Origin of the sequence: Flavobacterium arundinis (genome assembly GCF_038289855.1) — a bacterium.
Taxonomy (GTDB): Bacteria; Bacteroidota; Bacteroidia; order Flavobacteriales; family Flavobacteriaceae; genus Flavobacterium; species Flavobacterium arundinis.
Genome location: NZ_JBBYHR010000002.1, coordinates 213964 through 233382, shown reverse-complemented (window position 1 = coordinate 233382; position 19419 = coordinate 213964). Strand labels below are relative to the sequence as shown.

Genomic DNA, 19419 nt, shown 5'->3' with positions numbered 1-19419 from the left:
TCATTACAAAATGAAACGATTGCGAAGGATAATGGCTTAGGTTTGTAAAGCTGTTTATCGTAAATGAAAATAAATTAGATTTGTTGATCAAAGCACCAATTATGCCTGTCCGTTTTTTGCTACATATAGTATTTTCGGCAACTATCCTGCTCGCGGGTTGCAGTGCTTTGGCCCAAAAACAGCCTAAAGATGCCTTTCGACTCAAAATAGATTCGCTAAACGCTGTAGCTGCCGATCATCCGGTCGCCGTACTACGTGAAGCTAACCCTATGATGGTTGAGGCAAAAAAGCAAAAGCGTACTGTTGACTATGGCCTTTTACTTATGGTGAAAGGTGTTGCCGAAACATCACTTGGTAACAATGCGGTAGCCCTGAAAAACCACATGCGTGCGTACCATATTTTCGATTCTATTAAAAATAATACCTGCAAAGTGTACAGCCTGTGCAGTATAGCTTCTGTTTACCTTAATAGTGAGGATTATAAAAAAGCTGAAGACTATCTCTATAAAGCGCTTGCTGTTCCCGGTAAAAAAGACGATCACAGCTATAAGACGATATATGTAAATCTTGGTGTAGTATACCAATATGGAGGCGATGCTGCTAAGTCGATCGTATATTATAATAAAGCCATGCCGTTTCTTGAAGCGCTTCGGGATGATAACGGGCTTGCTGTTACCTGCCATGATATTGCCGAAAGTTATAACATGCTCGGCAATTTTAAAGAAGCGGAAAAGTATGAGCTGAAGGCATTGGACTACCAAAAAAGATCAGGCAGCCAGAACGCACTTGCCATAATATCGCTGGCTCTCGGGAGTTTGTATACCGATTATGGCCACACCGAAAAAGCCCTGAAATACCTTGAAGCAGGAGGGAAGGCCGCTTTTGAGCTGGACTCTCCTTATTATAAAGACATTTATTACCAAAGTATGGCCGAATGGCACAAGGCCAAAGGGCAGTATAAAGATGAGGCGGAATACCTTAATAAATTAATTCACCTGCGCGATACTATCCATGTGGAGGAAACCGGAAGGATACAGTTGGCGCTCGAGGAAGAATTTCAGAACAATATTAAGACAAAGGAAATAGAGATATTAAAGACCCAGAAAAAGCTGGACGAATCGAAAATAGAGCGCAACCGTATATGGTGGGTGGTGTTTTTTACTATTTCTATGCTGTGCCTCGCTATAATAGTCATCCTGTACCGTAATTACAAGCTGAAGCAAAAGGCCAACAAGCTCTTGGGGTATGAAAAATCACAGCTCGAAGAGCAGAACCTTCGCCTGGAAAACGAGAATATACTGGTACAATTCGAAACGCTGCGCAACCAGGTGAGCCCGCATTTTCTTTTCAATTCACTCAACGCACTGGCTTCGCTTATCAAGCGCGACCCCGACAAGGCACTTGAGTTCACTGGTGTCTTTTCCAAAATTTTCCGGAATACGCTGGAGCTCAAAGACCGGCACCTGATTACCGTGGGCGAAGAGATACAGCATGTGCAGTCGTACCTGTACCTGCAAAAAATGCGCTTTGGCGACAGCCTTATTGTCGATATTTCCGTCCCTTCGGCAAACCTGAAGCAATACCTCCCGCCGTTTTCATTGCAAATGGGGGTTGAGAATGCCATAAAGCACAATGTTATTACGATACAGCAGCCGCTTACTATTAAGGTAGATGTTGCAGATGGCGCACTTGTTGTAGCGAATAATTTCCAGCCGAGGCAGCATGTGGAAGATTCTACGGGGACGGGCATTAAGAATATCATTTCCCGCTATAAGTACCTTAATACTGCTGAGCCTGTATTTGAAGTGCGGAATGATGAATATATTGTCGAACTCCCTTTAATTAATGAAGAATGATACGCGCCATTATAATTGAAGACGAAAAGCCGGCTTCCGACTACCTGTTGGCATTATTGCAGAAGTCAGCGCCCGATTTGGTCGTTTTGGCTGTTATAGATAATGTAAAAACTGCTGTAGCATGGCTGGGCAACAATACCGCCGACCTTGTATTCCTTGACATCCATCTGGGCGATGACAACAGCTTTTCGATATTTGAAAAGATAAAGGTGACTATCCCTATCATATTCACCACGGCCTATAACCAGTATGCGATAAAAGCATTTCGCCTCCACAGCATCGATTACCTGCTAAAGCCGTTCTCTGCCGAAGATTTGAAGCAGGCCATGGATAAGTTCAGGGAGCTAAAGCCAAAAAATGAGGGGATCAATATACAAGCATTGATAGAGGCCATGAATAACAAACCTGCAGCAAGGGAGCGTTTTATGGTGGCTTCGGGCCAAAGGATAAAAAGCATCCCGATCGGTGAAGTAGCCTATTTTCTCTCTGAAGGCCGCTATGTAAAGCTGGTTGCCAAAACCGGCGAAGGATACCTGCTCGACCAGTCGCTTGAAAGTGTGGAGAGCGAAGTAGATCCTAACCATTTTTTCAGGATCAACCGCCAGGTGCTTGTGGGGTTTGATGCCATACGGCAAATGGTAGCCTGGTCCAAAAGCCGCGTAAAGCTTGAGCTGAACCCGCCCACTGATTTTGATGTAGTGGTAAGCATTGATAATTCGGGGGATTTCAAGAAGTGGCTGAATAAGTAAATTCTAACCTCATAGGAATATAGTTTTATTTATAGAGGGTACTTCGTTCCTAAATACTTTTCATCTTGAGTAACCAGACTTTGCGGAACTTTGCGTCTTCTTTGTGCATCTTTGCGAAACAAATGGTGTTATAGTTACCCTAAAAGTAAAGGAGAAGCAATGAATTTTATCTAAATTTGAGTAAAACAACAATCATGGAAGCAAAGAAAACACTGGTAATGGGCGCCTCTACAGATCCCGGCAGGTACTCTTATAAAGCGATAAAAATGTTGCAGCGCTACGGCCATCCGGTAGTGGCGGTGGGCAAAAAAGAGGACAACCTCGACGGATTGAAGATAGAAAAAACGCAGGTGCAATTTGAGGATATTGATACTGTTACGCTGTACCTTAACCCGATGAACCAAAAGCAGTACTACGACTATATTGTTGGCCTCAAGCCGGAGCGTGTCATTTTCAATCCCGGTACCGAGAACCCTGAGCTTTATGCACTGCTAAAGCAAAATGGCATTGATATCGAAGTGGCCTGTACGCTGGTTATGCTCTCGATACACCAATATTAGCCTCCTTTTTGATGATGGCTAAAAGCAGCAGGAAGGTAATCAGCCCGTTCACAATGATGAGTTCATTGTCGAATACATAGCCGAAAAACAGCTCTTTCGAATACGTGTGTAGTACAAACGTGAGCAATGGCGAGGCAACGCACACAAAGGGCACAAGCCTGTCTTTCACACTGTAATTTTTCAGGAATAATCCAAAAGAGTAGAGTCCTAATAAAGGCCCGTAGGTATACCCGGCAATCCGGAAGATCATGCTCACTACAGAGTCGTCATTCAGTATATTGAAGACGATGATCACCAAAAACATCAGCAACGAAAAGGAGATATGCACAAAGTGCCGTTTCCTTACATTATTTTTGGCCGCAAGGTTTTCGGCTTTATCCATCCCTAAAAAGTCAACGCAGAATGAGGTTGTTAGCGCCGTTAGTGCCGAATCGGTTGTGGCAAATGTCGCTGCCGTTAGCCCGAGTAAAAATATTACCGATGGTATAATCGCCAGGTGGTTAAAAGCGATTTCGGGGAAAAGCAGGTCGGTACTAGGCAGCCCGTTCTTAAGCGGGATAGCGATACCGTTATTTGTTGCATATATATAAAGGAGTGCACCAACGCCGAGAAAAAACAGGTTGATAACCACAAATATACCCGTAAAGGTGAACATGTTCTTTTGTGCTTCGCCAATGTTTTTGCAGCTCAGGTTCTTTTGCATCAGGTCCTGGTCGAGCCCTACCATGGCAATGGTCACGAAGATACCGCCGAGTATCTGCTTTACGAAATGAAACCGGCTCCCTATAAAATCTTCAAAGAAAAATATTTTTGAGTAATTGCTGTTCTTTACGGTTTCGAATGCTTCCGGAAGGCTCATGTCGAGGCTGTCGCAAATAAAATAGATGGTAAAGAATACCGACGATACAAGGAAGACCGTTTGTAGTGTATCGGTTATAATAATGGTCTTAAGCCCGCCTTTGTACGTATACGCAAAAATTAGCAGCAGCGAAATAAGTACTGTCGCCCAGAACGGTACGCCAAATGCTTCGAACACATAACGTTGCAGCACCAGTACAACGAGGTATAACCGGAACGCTGACCCAATAGTCCGGCTGATTAGGAATATCATAGCCGATGTCTTGTAGCTGTAGTAGCCCAACCTGCCTTCTATATAACTGTATATGGAGGTAAGGTTAAGCCGATAGTACAAAGGCAATAACACTTTGGCAATAATAATAAAACCTATGGCATTGCCCAGTATGAACTGGAAGTATTTGAACTGTGCACCGCTTGGCGCGCCCACCTCTCCCGGCACCGATATGAAGGTCACCCCGGATAGCGCCGTACCTATCATTCCGAACGCTACAAGGTACCATTTTGAGTTTTTGTTGGCCTTGAAGAATGTATCATTGCTGCTGTCTTTTTTGCTGACAATCCTCGATATGAGGATGAGGATACCAAAATAAACAATAATGATGGAAAGTATGGTTAACGGCTGCATAGCATTTGGTTTGATATACAAAACAACTAAAAATTATCGCAAAAAGCTACATCTTTGTTAATTTGTGCCTCGTTACTATAAATAAGTAAGCGTTTGTTACCTTTGCGGCACTATGGAAATGTCTTCAAAATTATTGGAAAGAGCGGTTGCCGAAATTTCACAGTTGCCCGGAATTGGCAAAAGGACGGCGCTGCGACTGGCCCTTCATCTGCTGAAACAGCCGGAGGAGCAAACGCAGGAACTGGCTACAGCATTGCGGAAAATGAGAGAAGAAATACAGTTTTGCAGGCAGTGCCATAATATATCCGACATTGAGGTTTGCGGAATATGTTCTAATAATTTGCGGGATAAATCAATCATTTGTGTGGTGGAAGATGTGCGTGATGTAATGGCTATTGAAAATACCGGGCTGTTTAGAGGGATCTATCATGTATTGGGAGGCAAAATATCACCGATAGATGGGGTAGGCCCAAGCCAGCTGAACATAACCACCCTGGTCGAAAAGGTGCGGTCAGGCGGTGTGAAAGAACTTATTTTTGCCCTCAGCTCGACCATGGAAGGCGACACGACAAATTTCTATATTTACAGGCAGATAAAGGATTATAATGTAATTACTTCTGCTATTGCAAGGGGCATTAGTGTAGGCGATGAGCTTGAATTTGCCGATGAGGTAACCCTTGGAAGGAGTATATTGCACAGGGTGCCTTTTGAAAATTCCCTGAAAGGATTGTAGCGTAACGTATGTAGTTGAAAATTAAATAACCTGGATTTAACATTACAACGCGGTAAAATTGACATTCACAAATCTGGCTGCTGTTTTAATCCTGTAATTGTCTTTAAATAAAAGGTTTAATTTATGTAGAATGTTCTGTATCAGCACAAGAATAATTTGAACTATGTAAATGTAGCGTTATATTATTGAATTATTAAAAAAAGGAAAGAAGTAAATATAAAATAATACTATGTTAAAATATAGTGTATATATTTGCAATCCAAACCAACAGCAAGTATTCAGCTAAAACCAACCATTAATGCAGGCAGAATTACCAAAAAAAGTTCTTATCACGGGTGGCGCAGGATTTATCGGTTCAAACTTATGCGATTATTTTATCAATAAAGGCTATAAAGTTGTTTGTCTTGATAATTTCGCTACCGGCCACAAGAAAAATATTGCACACCATTTTGATAATCCTGATTTCACGCTTATTGAAGGCGATATAAGGAATTTTGAGGACTGCCAAAAAGCAGTAGAATCAGCAGATTATGTTCTTCATCAGGCGGCACTGGGATCAGTACCCCGCTCAATAAAAGACCCTTATACAAGCAATGATGTTAATGTAAGTGGCTTTTTAAATATGTTAATTGCATCAAGAGATGCAGGCGTTAAACGTTTTGTTTATGCCGCGAGCTCTTCTACATACGGCGATTCTGAATCCCTTCCAAAGGTTGAGGATAAGATTGGCAAGCCGCTTTCGCCTTATGCAATTACAAAATATGTAAACGAGCTTTATGCCGAAATTTTCAGCAAGACCTATGGTATCCAAACTATAGGCCTGCGTTATTTCAATGTATTCGGAAGAAGGCAGGACCCAAATGGGGCTTATGCTGCTGTAATACCTAAATTTGTGCTGCAATTCATGGCGCACGAAAGTCCGGTAGTAAACGGTGATGGCAATTTCTCAAGGGATTTTACCTACATTGATAATGTGGTGCTTATGAATGAGCTTGCCATGACTACAGAAAATCCTGAGGCTGTAAACACCGTATACAATACCGCTTATGGTGACAGGAATACACTAAACGACCTTATCGGTTACCTCAAAGAATACCTTTCGGAATTTGATCCTGAAATAGCGAATGTAGACGTTATTTATGGCCCGAACAGGGCGGGCGACATCCCACATTCGCTTGCAAGTATCGACAAAGCAAAAAATACACTAGGATACGATCCCAAATTTTCACTACAGCAAGGACTTAAAGAAGCTGTAAGATGGTATTGGGAAAACCTGAAAAACTAATTATAAAGTTAATTTTTATCGCATGAAAATTGCAGTTATAGGATTAGGATACGTAGGATTGCCTTTGGCAAGACTATTTGCCACAAAATATTCGGTTGTTGGTTTTGATATTAACCAATCACGCGTAAACGAGCTAAATTCGGGAACCGACAGTACACTTGAAGTAGAGGACGATATCCTTCGTGCTGTGCTTGTAAGCAGCCCTTCGTCAGCAGCCGGGTTGTATTGCTCTACAAACCTCGATGATATTAAAGACTGCAATTATTTTGTCGTTACGGTTCCTACACCGGTAGATAAAAATAACAGGCCGGATCTTACACCTTTGTACAAATCCAGCGAAACAGTTGGAAAAGTACTGAAAAAAGGTGATATCGTGATTTATGAGTCGACGGTTTATCCGGGTGTTACAGAGGAAGAATGTGTCCCTGTACTTGAGAAGATCAGCGGCCTTAAATTCAACGAAGATTTCTTTGCAGGCTATTCGCCGGAAAGGATCAACCCGGGGGATAAAGAACATACCGTAGAAAAAATACTTAAAGTGACCGCGGGCTCTACGCCTGAGATCGGGCAGAAAGTAAATGAGCTGTATAAATCGGTAATTACTGCCGGCACGCATTTGGCGCCAACCATTAGGGTGGCCGAAGCTGCAAAAGTAATAGAGAATTCGCAAAGGGATATTAATATTGCTTTTGTGAATGAGCTGGCTAAAATATTCAATTGTATGGATATTGATACCAACGCTGTACTGGAAGCTGCAGGCACGAAATGGAATTTCCTTCCGTTCAGGCCGGGATTAGTTGGGGGCCACTGTATTGGTGTAGACCCTTACTATCTTGCACAGAAAGCACAGGAAATGGGATACCACCCGGAAATCATTCTGGCCGGAAGAAGGCTTAATGACAGTATGGGGGAATATGTTGCATCGCAGGTTGTAAAGCTGATGATCAAAAGGAACATCACTATCAACAACTCAAACCTCCTGATGCTGGGTATAACATTCAAGGAAAACTGCCCTGATGTGCGCAATACCAAAATAGTAGACGTTATAAAAGCACTTAAGGATTACGGAATCAACATCACGATTTTTGATCCGTGGGCTAATCCGGCTGAGGTTAAGCATGAGTATGGCCTTGAAACCGTTAGGGAAATGCCTCACGATAAGTTTGACGCTGTAGTGCTTGGTGTTGCCCATAACGAATTCAAAGACCTTGATTTTACACAGGTAAAAACTGCCAACAGCATTGTTTATGATGTAAAAGGCATACTTGGCGCAAAAGCTGACGGAAAGCTGTAAGCATTGCCACATTAATTTATACTTTTATTTTTAACAACTCTATAGATATATAAGATGAAAATAACTAATATTTGCTGCATCGGGGCTGGATATGTTGGAGGCCCTACAATGGCTGTTATCGCACACAAATGTCCGGACATTAAAGTTACTATTGTTGACCTTAATGCCGAAAGGATTGCTGCATGGAACGATGAGAATACCGACAATCTTCCTGTTTACGAACCAGGGCTTGACGAAATTGTATTGTCTGCAAGGGGCAGGAACCTGTTCTTCTCAACAGATGTTGAAAAAGCGATAGACGAAGCGCAAATGATATTTATCTCGGTTAACACCCCGACCAAAACCTATGGACTTGGCAAAGGTAAAGCGGCCGACCTTAAATATATCGAACTTTGTGCAAGGCAGATCGCGGCTGTAGCAAAAGATGATAAAATAGTTGTTGAAAAATCAACGCTTCCTGTGCGTACTGCAGAGGCAGTAAGGAGTATTTTGGACAGTACCGGAAACGGTGTGAAATTCCAGATACTTTCTAACCCGGAATTCCTTGCAGAAGGAACTGCGGTAGAAGATTTACTACAACCGGACAGGGTACTTATAGGCGGTGATACAGATGCTGAAGGGCAGGCTGCAATAAACGCACTCGTTGACGTATATGCCAACTGGATACCTAAAGATCGTATCCTTACAACCAATGTATGGTCGTCAGAGCTTTCAAAACTTACTGCAAATGCATTCCTGGCACAGCGTGTTTCTTCGATAAATGCCATGTCTGAATTGTGTGAAAAAACAGGCGCTGATGTAAATGAGGTAGCGCGTGCCATTGGTATGGACAGCCGTATCGGTTCTAAATTCCTTAAATCATCAGTAGGATTTGGTGGCTCTTGTTTCCAGAAAGATATCCTTAACCTTGTTTATATCGCAAAATCATACGGACTGGATGAGGTAGCAGACTACTGGGAGCAGGTAATTATAATGAACGACCACCAAAAAAGGCGTTTTGCTGCCAATATCGTAAAAACATTATACAATACAGTATCAGGCAAAAAGATCACCTTCCTGGGCTGGGCTTTCAAAAAAGATACTAATGATACCCGTGAATCAGCAGCTATTTATGTTGCCGATGACCTGTTGCATGAGCAGGCAAATATTGCCGTTTTCGATCCTAAAGTAGAAGAGACTACCATTTTCAGGGACCTTGATTACCTTGCAACCAGAAAACCGGAAGAGAACAAAGCGGGTGTTACCGTGTTCCAGGACCCTTACGAGGCGTGCCGCGATACTCATGCTATTGCTATATTAACAGAATGGGATGAATTCAAAGGATACGACTGGCAAAAGATCTATGATAACATGAAGAAGCCGGCTTTCGTATTTGACGGAAGAAACGTTCTTAACGGTAAAGAATTGAAGGAAATAGGATTTATTTTTACAGGTGTAGGTAAAGCCTACTAACTCTAAGTCCGGTGATACAATAATAACGAATACCAATGTTAGGCAATTGTTAATTGTGACTGACGGGGCGAAGCCATGATGAAGCGGGATAATAAATGCTGAAAATAAAAAGATAGGATGCCCTGGCACGTTGTATATACAAAACCAAAAGCTGAAAAAAAAGTTTCCGAGGAACTTGCCGCAATGGGCATCGAAGTATATTGCCCTCTCGTTTCAAAGATCAGGCAATGGTCTGACAGGAAAAAAAAAGTTGAAATGCCCCTGTTTACCTCCTATGTGTTTGTAAACATAGAGGAAAAGAGGAAAAACGATGTCTTTCATGCAAAAGGTGTTGTAAGGTATCTTTTTTGGCTGGGTAAGCCGGCCCTGGTGAGAGATACGGAAATTGAAGAAATAAAAAAGTGGCTTCATACAGACGTTACAGATGTTGAAGTAGAGAATATCCAAAAGGGCGACCTCTTTGAAATAAAAGAGGGCCCTTTTAAAAATCATTCCGGCCTGGTAGAGGAAGTGAACAAAAACACGATCAGGCTGAAAGTGGAGTCAATAGGTGTAATGCTGACTATAAAATACAATACACCGGCAGATACGGGTAAAGCATAATCCCGGTTACTTGTTTTAAACGGAATTTGATAACATCGTTCTATAGTTGTTGAATTTTTACATAATATAAATTATTCATAATCATGAAAATATTAGTTACAGGAGCGGCAGGTTTTATAGGATACCATCTTAGCCAGAGACTATTAGCAATGGGACACGATGTAGTGGGCCTTGATAATATCAATGATTACTATGATATCAACTTAAAGCTCGGAAGGCTGAAAGAACTGGGCATTTCCGGAACTCCTGCTGACAATACGCTCCTGACAAGCGAAATATTTAATGACAGGTTCCGGTTCATTAAGATGGGCCTTGAAGAAAGGGATAATCTATACAACCTCTTTGAAACACAGGCCTTCGACATCATTTGCAACCTTGCCGCACAGGCGGGAGTAAGGTTCAGCCTCGAAAAGCCTTTTACGTATATTGACAGCAACATCCTTGGGTTCATGAACATCCTTGAGGCATGCAGGACTTATAATGTAAAAAAACTGGTTTATGCCAGTAGCTCCAGCGTATACGGACTGAATGACAAAGTTCCGTTCTCAACCGATGATAATGTAGACCATCCTATAAGCCTTTATGCTGCTACAAAAAAGAGCAACGAGCTTATGGCGCATACCTATAGCCATCTTTTCGGGATCAAAACTACTGGGCTTCGCTTTTTTACAGTATATGGGCCATGGGGCAGGCCGGATATGGCCATGTTCCTGTTTACAGATGCCATATTGAATGATAAGCCTATTAAAGTATTTAACGACGGTAAGCTGTCAAGGGACTTTACCTACATCGACGATATTGTTGAAGGTATTGTTGCTACACTTTTTGATAAAGAACAGGAGCCATTATATAAAGTATACAATATAGGGAACAGCAAGCCTGTGAAACTATTGGATTTTATATCTGAAATTGAAAAAAGTACGGGCAAAACAGCCCAAAAAGAATATTTGCCGATGCAGCCAGGCGATGTTGAAAAAACATGGGCCGATGTTGAAGCTTTAAAGAACGACTTTGATTACAGCCCTGATACTGATATTTCCGAAGGCGTTAAGGAATTTGTTACATGGTATAAGGAATATTATAACCAGTAACCATCATTGCCCTACCCGTTGAATAATCCCGGCAATTTTATCCCCCATAAAATATATACATGAATCAAAATTACAAAACAGCAATACAGGCCAGTATAGAGGCAGGAAAAGCGATCATGCAGATCTATGAAAAAGATTTCACAGTTGATTACAAAGAAGATGCGTCCCCTTTAACCGAAGCCGACCAGGCAGCAAATGCGGTTATCATGGAGCACCTGCTAACTACCGGGATCCCTGTTATAAGCGAAGAGAACAAGCAGCTTCCTTACAGTGAACGCAAAGACTGGTCTTCGTGCTGGATTGTTGATCCTCTGGATGGTACTAAAGAATTTATCAAGAAGAACGGTGAATTCACGGTAAATATTGCATTGGTTACCAATGGCGTGCCACAGTTTGGCGTTATTTATGTACCGGCTGTAAAAACGGTATATTACGGCGATATCGCTTCGCAAAATTCTTACAGGGTGGTGCTGGACTCGCACGATGTAACTATTGAAGATGTTTTGGCAAATGCCGAGGCCATCAGGCCTGCAGCCAGCGAAACCGCAATGCGTGTTGTAGGCAGCCGCTCTCACATGAGCGCTGATACACAGGAATTTGTAGACTCGCTTAAAGAAACAACCGATAAAGAAATTGAGATAGTTTCTAAAGGAAGCTCATTGAAATTTTGCCTTGTTGCTGAAGGTAATGCTGACGTATATCCGCGTTTTGCCCCAACAATGGAATGGGACACCGCAGCAGGACAGGCTATCTGCAACGCAGTCGGTGTATCTGTTATAGACAACGGCACTAAAAAAGATATGGTATATAATAAAGAGAATTTATTAAATCCTTATTTCCTGGTATCCCATGCGTGATAATTCCCACAAGAGGCATATAGCAAAGGCTGTATCCTGGCGTCTTGTTGGGTCGATTGATACAATGCTGGTAAGCTGGTTGATTTCAGGCGACCCTCTGATAGGACTGAAAGTGGGATTTGCCGAAGTGGCTACCAAAATGTTCCTGTACTATCTTCACGAAAGGGTGTGGTATAAAATTAACCTTTCAAAAGAAAAGGTGCTTAGGGAAAGCCGTAAGCGCCATTTGGCCAAGACAGTTACATGGAGGATGGTAGGTACTATTGACACCATGATCTTGGCCTGGATAATTTCCGGCGACCCTATGACGGGGCTTAAGATCGGGTTCTCTGAAGTAGCGACCAAAATGATATTGTACTACATTCATGAACGGGTGTGGTATAAAGTAAAATTCGGGCTGCCAAAGAAGAAAGAAGAAGAAGACGTAACTATTTATGAATAATATAGTAAAACACGATTACATTGTTTCCAGGGAAAACCGGAACCAAAAAAACGGGCATAAATCGTATGTGCTATGGTTTACCGGGCTTTCGGGCTCCGGAAAATCGACTATAGCGAACAGGGTAGAGGAAACGCTTTTTGAAGAAGGTATAAGCACTTACACCCTTGACGGCGATAACATACGTTGCGGCATAAACAAAGGATTGGGCTTTAGCGAAGAAGACAGGTATGAAAACCTGAGGAGGATTGCCGAAGTAGCCAAACTGTTTGTAGATGCCGGGATAGTTACTGTAGGGGCATTCGTATCGCCGCTGCATAAAGACAGGGAATTGGTAAAAGGGATCATAGGTGAAACCGACTTTATTGAGATTTTTGTAGACACCAGTTTAGAGGAATGCGAGCGCAGGGATGTAAAAGGTTTGTACAAAAAAGCGAGGGCCGGCGAAATAAAAAATTTCACGGGTATTGATGCTCCTTATGAAAAACCTTCCAATCCTGATGTTTTGATTGAAACTGAAAAGGAAAGTATTGAAGAAGCAGTAAAAAAAGTAGTTACATTTGTAAAGTATAAATTAGGACTTTAAAGCAATGAGCAAATATTATTTAAATTATTTAGATGAATTAGAATCCGAAGCTATCTATATACTTCGCGAAGTGTGGGCACAATTCCAAAATCCTGTTATTCTGTTCTCGGGAGGAAAAGATTCTATATTAGTAACCCACTTGGTTAAAAAAGCTTTTTATCCTGCAAAAATACCTTTTGCGCTTTTGCATATCGATACAGGGCACAATTTCCCGGAGACAATGCAGTTCCGCGATGACCTTGTAAAGGAGCTTGGCGTAAACCTGCTTGTTGGTTCTGTTCAGGAAGCAATAGACAAGGGAAGGGTTGCAGAAGAGCGTGGAAAAAACGCAACCCGTAACGCATTGCAGATTACTACTTTGCTTGATGCGATTGAATCTAATAAAATAGATTGCGCTATAGGCGGTGGCAGGCGTGATGAGGAAAAAGCTCGTGCAAAAGAGCGCTTTTTCTCGCACAGGGATGAGTTTGGGCAATGGGATCCTAAAAACCAGCGTCCGGAACTTTGGAACCTGCTTAACGGCAAACATTTCCAGGGCGAGCATTTCAGGGCATTCCCTATCAGTAACTGGACCGAAATGGATGTATGGAATTACATAAAAAGGGAAAACATAGCGATCCCGTCTTTATATTTAGCGCACCAGCGCGAAGTGGTTTGGCGTAACGATTCATGGATTCCAAACTCCGAGTTCCTGGTATTGGAGCCAAAAGAAGAGATTATCTCAAAACAGATCCGTTTCAGGACACTGGGCGATATTACGATCACAGGAGGTATCGAGTCTGATGCGGATACTTTGGATAAAATCGTGGAAGAAGTATCTACGATGCGCCATACCGAAAGGGGCAACCGTTCTGACGATAAGCGTTCGGAATCCTCAATGGAAGACAGGAAGAGGGAAGGATATTTTTAACATCCGCTTTCAGAAACATAAACAGATACAAAAATCTTTTTATTCTTTTAACTTATATAGCCGCATAAGGCAAAGACAATTAAACGAATTAATAAAATGCAGATAGATAACAACCAGCTATTACGATTTACCACAGCAGGAAGCGTAGACGACGGAAAGAGCACGCTTATAGGCCGTTTACTATATGATTCCAAATCTATTTTTGAAGACCAGCTTGAAGCGATTGAAGCGACCAGCAAAAGGAAGGGCCATGAAGGGGTAGATCTTGCATTGTTTACAGACGGGCTTAGGGACGAGCGCGAGCAGGGCATCACTATTGATGTGGCGTACCGCTATTTTACCACGCCAAAAAGGAAATTTATCATAGCAGATACTCCCGGGCATATCCAGTATACAAGGAATATGGTGACGGGTGCATCTACCGCCAACGCGGCAATTATCCTTATCGATGCGCGCCATGGTGTTATCGAGCAGACCAAGAGGCATGCTTTCATTGCTTCGCTGCTGCAGATTCCGCATATTATTGTTTGTATCAATAAAATGGACCTTGTTGAGTATTCGGAAAAAGTATATAATGATATTGTTGCACAGTTTGAGGAATTCTCTTCGAAACTGTATGTAAAAGACGTTCGTTTTATCCCTATCAGTGCACTGGACGGCGATAATGTGGTGAACCGTTCTACATCAATGGATTGGTATGAGGGTTCTGCGTTGCTGAATGTATTGGAAACACTTCATATCAGCAGTGATATCAATAAAATAGACGCGCGTTTTGCAGTACAGACCGTATTGCGCCCGCAGCGTGAAGGATTTATAGACTATAGGGGTTATGCCGGCAGGATTTCAAGCGGTATTTACCGTGTAGGGGATGAAATTGTTGTGCTGCCTTCAGGGTTTACATCAAAAATAAAATCCATCAACGCAGGGGAAACAGAGGTAGAAGAAGCTTATGCGCCTATGTCTGTAGCCCTTACACTGGAAGATGATATCGATGTTGGCAGGGGAAATATGATCGTGAAGAAAAACAACCAGCCCGAAATGAAGCAGGAATTTGATGTGATGCTGTGCTGGCTGAACAACCAGCCTGCAAGACCGGGAGCAAAATATACGCTGATGCACACGTCTAACGAGCAGCGCGCTATTATTAAGAATGTTGTTTATAAAGTTGATATCAACACGTATGAGCGTAATAATGAGGATAAAGACCTTACTATGAACGATATTGCGCGTGTAACTGTTCGTGCGGCACAAAATGTAATGATCGATCCTTATCGCGATAACCGCAATACAGGAAGCGTTATCCTTATAGATGAAGGCACTAACGAAACGGTTGCAGCAGGGATGATCGTTGCATAAGCATCCCAAATGAATACGATTGAGTAATATTGAACACGCAAAAAGTTGAGTAAAAAAATAGTAAACCAAACCAAGAAGAGCCTGATATGGGATCTTACAGGGTCTGTGTTAAGGCAGTTTGCAGGTATATTTATATCGATTATCCTTGCCAGGCTCCTTTCTCCCGCAGAGTTTGGTATCATCGGTATGGCAATGGTTTTCATTAGTATTACCGAGGTTTTTATCGACGTTGGCTTTACGAGCGGGCTCATACAGCAACAGGACACTAAAGACATTGCGTACTCCTCTATTTTTTATGTAAATCTCGGTATCAGTTCGTTATTATCCTTAATTATAGTACTGGTAGCCCCTTACGTCAGCGATTTTTATGGCGAGCCGGAAATACGGTACATCTTATACTATCTCGCCCTTATACCGATAATTGCGGCACTGGGGCGTGTACAGGCTACCATTCTGAGTAAAAGGATGGACTTCCGCAGCCTTACCATAAGGAGCATTACCGCTACTGTAATAGGCGGAATAGCAGGTGTTACCGTTGCCTATTGCGATTTTGGGGTGTACAGCCTCGTTGTACAGCAAATTACAACGATTACAACCTCTACCATATTGCTTTGGTTTTCTACAGGATGGACACCAAAGCTGGAATTTTCAAAAGAAGAAGTAAAGAAGCTGCTGAGCTATTCGAGCTATATTTTCTTAGACTCGGTACTGAGGCAGATATTTAACCGGATCGATACCATATTTGTGGGTAAGTTCTTTTCACCATCTACACTGGGATTTTATTCCCGTGCAGATTCGTTAAGGGCACAGATCGATACCTATACCACAAACAGCCTGCGTAAAGTAATGTTTCCGGCATTGAGCGCGCTGCAGGATGACTTTCAGGCATTTAAACAGATATACCATAAAATATTCAATGTAGTCACCGGGCTTACAGTAATGCTGGTAGGGCCTATTTACTTTTTATCCCACCAGATCATTATCGGGATGCTGGGGCAGAAATGGGCGCCAAGTATTGTGTTTTTCCAGATATTGTTATTCTCGACGCTTACAACACCGCAAACGGGAATGATGGCACAGGCAGTCCTTGCTAAAGGATTTTCTAAATTAAGGTTTAAGCTTGGCCTCATACAACGCCTGCTAAAGCTTGCACCAATGATATTCGGCTACTTTTTCGGGATAGTCAATTTTGCTTATGCCGTAGTAATAGTGGCAACCCTGGTATTCTTTATTTATGCGTTTGTAATGGAATCCAAATTCCAGATAAGCTTTGCAAAGCAGGTAAAGGAATTATTGCTGCCCAATTTAATCTTCGGTATATTCCTGTTGTTTTTCCACCTTTTCAGGGAGGATATAAACAACTGGGCTTATGCAGCAGGATTCGTGGTTTGTAATGGCTTGTTTTTGTACCTTATTAAGCATGAAAGCCTTACAGTGTTATCTAATAACCTGAAAGTAATAAAAGAAAAAATTTCCAAATTTAAACGATAATATATTCTATTATGGCACTATCTATATCTAAAACCAGATTAAACGGCCTTGTTAAGGTTAGTGGGGCAAAAAACAGTTCCCTGCGTTTGTTAGCAGCGTCGCTTCTGACAGAAGACACATTATTTTTGACCAACTTCCCAAATGGGCTGCTTGATGTGCAGGTGCATTTGAAGATGCTCGAAGCGCTTGGTAAAACAGTGGTGAGCATTGATGATACAGTAGCTATAGGTAAAGGTGCCGAAGCGATCAAAACCCAGCTTATATGGGATGAAAGGTCGATAAGGAATACCCTTTTGATTTTGGGTGCATTAACGTCAAGATATGGCGAAGGTAAAGTTCCGTTACCGGGTGGCTGTAAGCTGGGCGAAAGAAAATATGACCTGCACGTAATGCTTCTTGAAAAACTTGGAGCTGAAGTATGGGAAGAAGGAGACTACCTGTGTGCAAAAGCTAAGACAGGCAGGCTGAACGGTGCAGAGATTCATTTGCCAATGCGCTCTACCGGTGCTACAGAAAATACAATTATTGCCGCTTCATTAGCATCAGGAAAAACGACATTATTCAACCCGCATATCAGGCCAGAAATTATGGACCTTATTGATATGCTTAATAAAATGGGCGCCAAAATTAAAGTATTCGGACAAAGGTCTATCGAAATTGAAGGCGTTGATTACCTTTCGGGTACCAAGCATGCGGTAATACCGGATAATATGGAAGCGCTTACATGGGCTATCGGCTCTGTAATTACAAACGGAGAAGTAGAAATTGAGAATTTCCCGTATGAGCACCTTGAAGTGCCATTGGTGTACCTTAGGGAAAGCGGAATGAAGTTTTACAAAGGCGATACAAGCCTTATCGTAAAAGGCGGGAATGCTTACCCTATTGAGATAAGCACAGGCCCTTACCCGGGCATCAACTCTGATATGCAGCCGCTTTTTGCTGTGTATGGTGCTATGTCTAAAGGAGAATCTAAAATTGTTGACCTTCGTTTCCCGGGCAGGTATGCGTATGCTGAGGAGCTTGCAAAACTTGGTGTTGACTCGTATGTATCAGGAGATATGCTTGTCATCAACGGTGGCAACCCGATAAAAGGCGGAACCGTTAGGGCATTAGACCTTAGGGCAGGTATCGCACTGCTATTGGCAGGGATGACTTCTGACGAAGTGGTTACTATTGAAGAAGACTGGCAGATCTACAGGGGTTATGAAAACCTGTCTGAAAAGATACAGGCTCTTGGCGGCAAAAAATTGGAACTGGTATAACTGGAAATCGTAATTGATCAGCTGTGAGTATATTCAAACTTATTTCCCAGGACTTAAATAATTATAGTGAAAAAGGGCCGCACCGGAAGCTGTTGAGCTTTTGGTTCAACATGTCCTTCAGGCTGATACTCAATTACAGGATTGGGCATTACCTGTCGAAGAGGAGGAATATACTCTTCAATATCATTATCATGTATTTGAAGAAAAAACAGCTGACGAGATATTCCTGCGATATATCCTACCAGGCCAAAATAGGTAAGAATATAAAATTCCCGCACCCGTTGGGCATTGTTATCGGTGTTGGGTCGGTTATAGAGGATAATGTGATGATATGGCAAAATGTTACGCTCGGTAGTAAAGGGGCGGATACGAAAGCCTATCCCCATATTAAGTCTAACGTAAAAATTTTCAGTGCGGCACAAATAATTGGGGGCATCACTGTTGGCGAAAATTCAAGGGTTGGTGCGTTTTCGGTAGTACTTAAAGATGTACCCGATAATTCGACAGCAATAGGTATTCCAGCAATAATAAAATAGATACTATGGTTCCAGATTTTATACTTGGTGGCGCTATGAAAAGCGGCACGACATTTTTGAACAACCTGCTTTTAAACCATCCGGATATAATAATTATAGACCGGAACATGGATCATGCTTATTTTGATGACGACAGGATTTTTAAGCGTGGCAAAGAATGGTATTTAAGCTTGTTTGAAAAAGCGCTTAAGGATAAAAAAGAAGGGACTGTTATCGGCCAGACTTCGGCCGACGTTAATTTTAACCCCGGCAGCGTAAAAAAGATCCTGGAGCACAACCCGGATATGAAGCTTATCTTTGTGCTAAGGCACCCGATCGAGCGTACCTATTCGCTATACTGGCACCAGTACGGGATGGGAAGGGAGTACCTGAACTTTGAGAAAGCCCTGAAAAAGGAGCCTGAAAAAATAAATAAATCCTACCACAACTTCAAACACTACTCGTTTTTGGAACGTAGCAGGTATGCGAAACAGTTTAAGGATATCGTTGGCGTAGTGCCCGATAAAAACCTCCTGATACTCGATTTTGAATCCCTGACATCACACACCAAAGAGTCGGTTAATGTGGTGCTGGATTTCTTAGGCGTAGCCAGGATCAATGATGTAGAGGAACTGAACTTTTCTAAGCTGCCAAGGAACCCTGCAAAAATTCCAACGAGCCACGCAATAGTGCTGGTATCGGCATTTCTGCAAAAGCTGGGTATGGAAGGTATCGGCAGAAGGCTTTTGTATAAGTTCAGGAAAGAGGTTCGTCCTCCTAAAATGAACCCGGATACCCGAATCTTTTTAGAAGAAACCGAACTGAAAGATGATATTCAGTTCTTTGAAAAGGTTAAATCTGATTTTGAAGCGAAAATCGGGAAAAAATAATTTAAAC

At 42.2% G+C, this 19419-nt stretch carries 19 protein-coding genes; 18 read left to right on the top strand and 1 reads right to left on the bottom strand.

The features are described from left to right. The first annotated feature begins 101 nt into the window (after positions 1-101). The 3 genes from AAEO56_RS04105 (at position 102) to AAEO56_RS04095 (ending at position 3165) form a co-directional block, all read left to right on the top strand. The gene (locus AAEO56_RS04105; protein ID WP_341695756.1) at positions 102-1856 is read left to right on the top strand and encodes a tetratricopeptide repeat-containing sensor histidine kinase; all 1755 of its coding nucleotides are present in this window, start codon (positions 102-104) and stop codon (positions 1854-1856) included. Beyond that, complete coding sequence (locus tag AAEO56_RS04100; RefSeq protein WP_341695755.1) at positions 1853-2605, top strand: LytR/AlgR family response regulator transcription factor; 753 nt, start codon at positions 1853-1855, stop codon at positions 2603-2605. Before AAEO56_RS04105 ends, AAEO56_RS04100 begins: the two co-directional genes overlap by 4 nt. A gap of 194 nt (positions 2606-2799) precedes the next feature. Continuing rightward, complete coding sequence (locus AAEO56_RS04095) at positions 2800-3165, top strand: CoA-binding protein (protein WP_341695754.1); 366 nt, start codon at positions 2800-2802, stop codon at positions 3163-3165. On the opposite strand, the gene AAEO56_RS04090 is transcribed toward AAEO56_RS04095, so the two are convergent. After that, entirely contained in the window at positions 3140-4648 is a 1509-nt protein-coding gene (locus AAEO56_RS04090; protein ID WP_341695753.1) for a sodium:solute symporter, read from the bottom strand. The genes AAEO56_RS04095 and AAEO56_RS04090 overlap by 26 nt on opposite strands. Before the next feature lie 112 nt (positions 4649-4760). On the opposite strand from AAEO56_RS04090, the gene recR reads away from it, so the two are divergent. The 15 genes from recR to AAEO56_RS04015 all read left to right on the top strand — a co-directional run bounded on the left by recR (position 4761) and on the right by AAEO56_RS04015 (position 19412). Next, positions 4761-5381 carry a recombination mediator RecR gene (recR, locus tag AAEO56_RS04085; protein WP_341695752.1) on the top strand — a complete coding sequence of 207 codons (621 nt, stop codon included), beginning with the start codon at positions 4761-4763 and terminating at the stop codon, positions 5379-5381. A gap of 298 nt (positions 5382-5679) precedes the next feature. Next, positions 5680-6666: an SDR family oxidoreductase gene (locus tag AAEO56_RS04080; protein WP_341695751.1), complete on the top strand. Its 987-nt coding sequence runs from the start codon at positions 5680-5682 to the stop codon at positions 6664-6666. A gap of 22 nt (positions 6667-6688) precedes the next feature. Beyond that, the gene (locus AAEO56_RS04075) at positions 6689-7960 is read left to right on the top strand and encodes a nucleotide sugar dehydrogenase (protein WP_341695750.1); all 1272 of its coding nucleotides are present in this window, start codon (positions 6689-6691) and stop codon (positions 7958-7960) included. A 54-nt stretch (positions 7961-8014) separates the two neighbouring features. Next, positions 8015-9412: a UDP-glucose 6-dehydrogenase gene (locus tag AAEO56_RS04070; RefSeq protein WP_341695749.1), complete on the top strand. Its 1398-nt coding sequence runs from the start codon at positions 8015-8017 to the stop codon at positions 9410-9412. Positions 9413-9529: 117 nt separating this feature from the next. Further along, a complete protein-coding gene (locus AAEO56_RS04065; RefSeq protein ID WP_341695748.1) occupies positions 9530-10015 on the top strand; it encodes a UpxY family transcription antiterminator in 486 nt (161 codons plus the stop codon). A gap of 83 nt (positions 10016-10098) precedes the next feature. After that, positions 10099-11106, top strand: coding sequence for an NAD-dependent epimerase (locus AAEO56_RS04060; RefSeq protein ID WP_341695747.1), 1008 nt, complete (start codon positions 10099-10101; stop codon positions 11104-11106). Between the two features lie 59 nt (positions 11107-11165). Then, complete coding sequence (cysQ, locus tag AAEO56_RS04055) at positions 11166-11963, top strand: 3'(2'),5'-bisphosphate nucleotidase CysQ (protein ID WP_341695746.1); 798 nt, start codon at positions 11166-11168, stop codon at positions 11961-11963. Next, positions 11956-12405, top strand: a complete 450-nt coding sequence (locus AAEO56_RS04050; protein ID WP_341695745.1) for a DUF2061 domain-containing protein — start codon at positions 11956-11958, stop codon at positions 12403-12405. Before cysQ ends, AAEO56_RS04050 begins: the two co-directional genes overlap by 8 nt. Then, positions 12398-12988, top strand: a complete 591-nt coding sequence (cysC, locus tag AAEO56_RS04045; RefSeq protein WP_341695744.1) for an adenylyl-sulfate kinase — start codon at positions 12398-12400, stop codon at positions 12986-12988. The genes AAEO56_RS04050 and cysC overlap by 8 nt, the downstream gene beginning before the upstream one ends. Positions 12989-12992: 4 nt before the next feature. Beyond that, positions 12993-13898 (top strand): sulfate adenylyltransferase subunit CysD, encoded by a 906-nt coding sequence (gene cysD / locus AAEO56_RS04040; RefSeq protein ID WP_341695743.1) that lies wholly within the window; start codon positions 12993-12995, stop codon positions 13896-13898. Between the two features lie 96 nt (positions 13899-13994). Further along, a complete protein-coding gene (locus AAEO56_RS04035; protein WP_341695742.1) occupies positions 13995-15254 on the top strand; it encodes a sulfate adenylyltransferase subunit 1 in 1260 nt (419 codons plus the stop codon). Between the two features lie 45 nt (positions 15255-15299). Further along, positions 15300-16745, top strand: coding sequence for a lipopolysaccharide biosynthesis protein (locus tag AAEO56_RS04030; RefSeq protein WP_341695741.1), 1446 nt, complete (start codon positions 15300-15302; stop codon positions 16743-16745). An 11-nt stretch (positions 16746-16756) separates the two neighbouring features. After that, entirely contained in the window at positions 16757-18007 is a 1251-nt protein-coding gene (locus AAEO56_RS04025; RefSeq protein ID WP_341695740.1) for a UDP-N-acetylglucosamine 1-carboxyvinyltransferase, read from the top strand. Positions 18008-18030: 23 nt separating this feature from the next. Continuing rightward, on the top strand, positions 18031-18543 hold the full coding sequence (locus tag AAEO56_RS04020) for a serine O-acetyltransferase (protein WP_341695739.1): 513 nt from the start codon (positions 18031-18033) through the stop codon (positions 18541-18543). A 5-nt stretch (positions 18544-18548) separates the two neighbouring features. Next, entirely contained in the window at positions 18549-19412 is an 864-nt protein-coding gene (locus AAEO56_RS04015) for a sulfotransferase family protein (RefSeq protein ID WP_341695738.1), read from the top strand. Positions 19413-19419: the final 7 nt, after the last annotated feature.

Coding starts and splice junctions, on each gene's coding strand:
- AAEO56_RS04105 (WP_341695756.1), top strand. CDS start 102: ATGCCTGTCCGTTTTTTGCTACATATAGTATTTTCGGCAACTATCCTG.
- AAEO56_RS04100 (WP_341695755.1), top strand. CDS start 1,853: ATGATACGCGCCATTATAATTGAAGACGAAAAGCCGGCTTCCGACTAC.
- AAEO56_RS04095 (WP_341695754.1), top strand. CDS start 2,800: ATGGAAGCAAAGAAAACACTGGTAATGGGCGCCTCTACAGATCCCGGC.
- AAEO56_RS04090 (WP_341695753.1), bottom strand. CDS start 4,648: ATGCAGCCGTTAACCATACTTTCCATCATTATTGTTTATTTTGGTATC.
- recR (WP_341695752.1), top strand. CDS start 4,761: ATGGAAATGTCTTCAAAATTATTGGAAAGAGCGGTTGCCGAAATTTCA.
- AAEO56_RS04080 (WP_341695751.1), top strand. CDS start 5,680: ATGCAGGCAGAATTACCAAAAAAAGTTCTTATCACGGGTGGCGCAGGA.
- AAEO56_RS04075 (WP_341695750.1), top strand. CDS start 6,689: ATGAAAATTGCAGTTATAGGATTAGGATACGTAGGATTGCCTTTGGCA.
- AAEO56_RS04070 (WP_341695749.1), top strand. CDS start 8,015: ATGAAAATAACTAATATTTGCTGCATCGGGGCTGGATATGTTGGAGGC.
- AAEO56_RS04065 (WP_341695748.1), top strand. CDS start 9,530: ATGCCCTGGCACGTTGTATATACAAAACCAAAAGCTGAAAAAAAAGTT.
- AAEO56_RS04060 (WP_341695747.1), top strand. CDS start 10,099: ATGAAAATATTAGTTACAGGAGCGGCAGGTTTTATAGGATACCATCTT.
- cysQ (WP_341695746.1), top strand. CDS start 11,166: ATGAATCAAAATTACAAAACAGCAATACAGGCCAGTATAGAGGCAGGA.
- AAEO56_RS04050 (WP_341695745.1), top strand. CDS start 11,956: ATGCGTGATAATTCCCACAAGAGGCATATAGCAAAGGCTGTATCCTGG.
- cysC (WP_341695744.1), top strand. CDS start 12,398: ATGAATAATATAGTAAAACACGATTACATTGTTTCCAGGGAAAACCGG.
- cysD (WP_341695743.1), top strand. CDS start 12,993: ATGAGCAAATATTATTTAAATTATTTAGATGAATTAGAATCCGAAGCT.
- AAEO56_RS04035 (WP_341695742.1), top strand. CDS start 13,995: ATGCAGATAGATAACAACCAGCTATTACGATTTACCACAGCAGGAAGC.
- AAEO56_RS04025 (WP_341695740.1), top strand. CDS start 16,757: ATGGCACTATCTATATCTAAAACCAGATTAAACGGCCTTGTTAAGGTT.
- AAEO56_RS04015 (WP_341695738.1), top strand. CDS start 18,549: ATGGTTCCAGATTTTATACTTGGTGGCGCTATGAAAAGCGGCACGACA.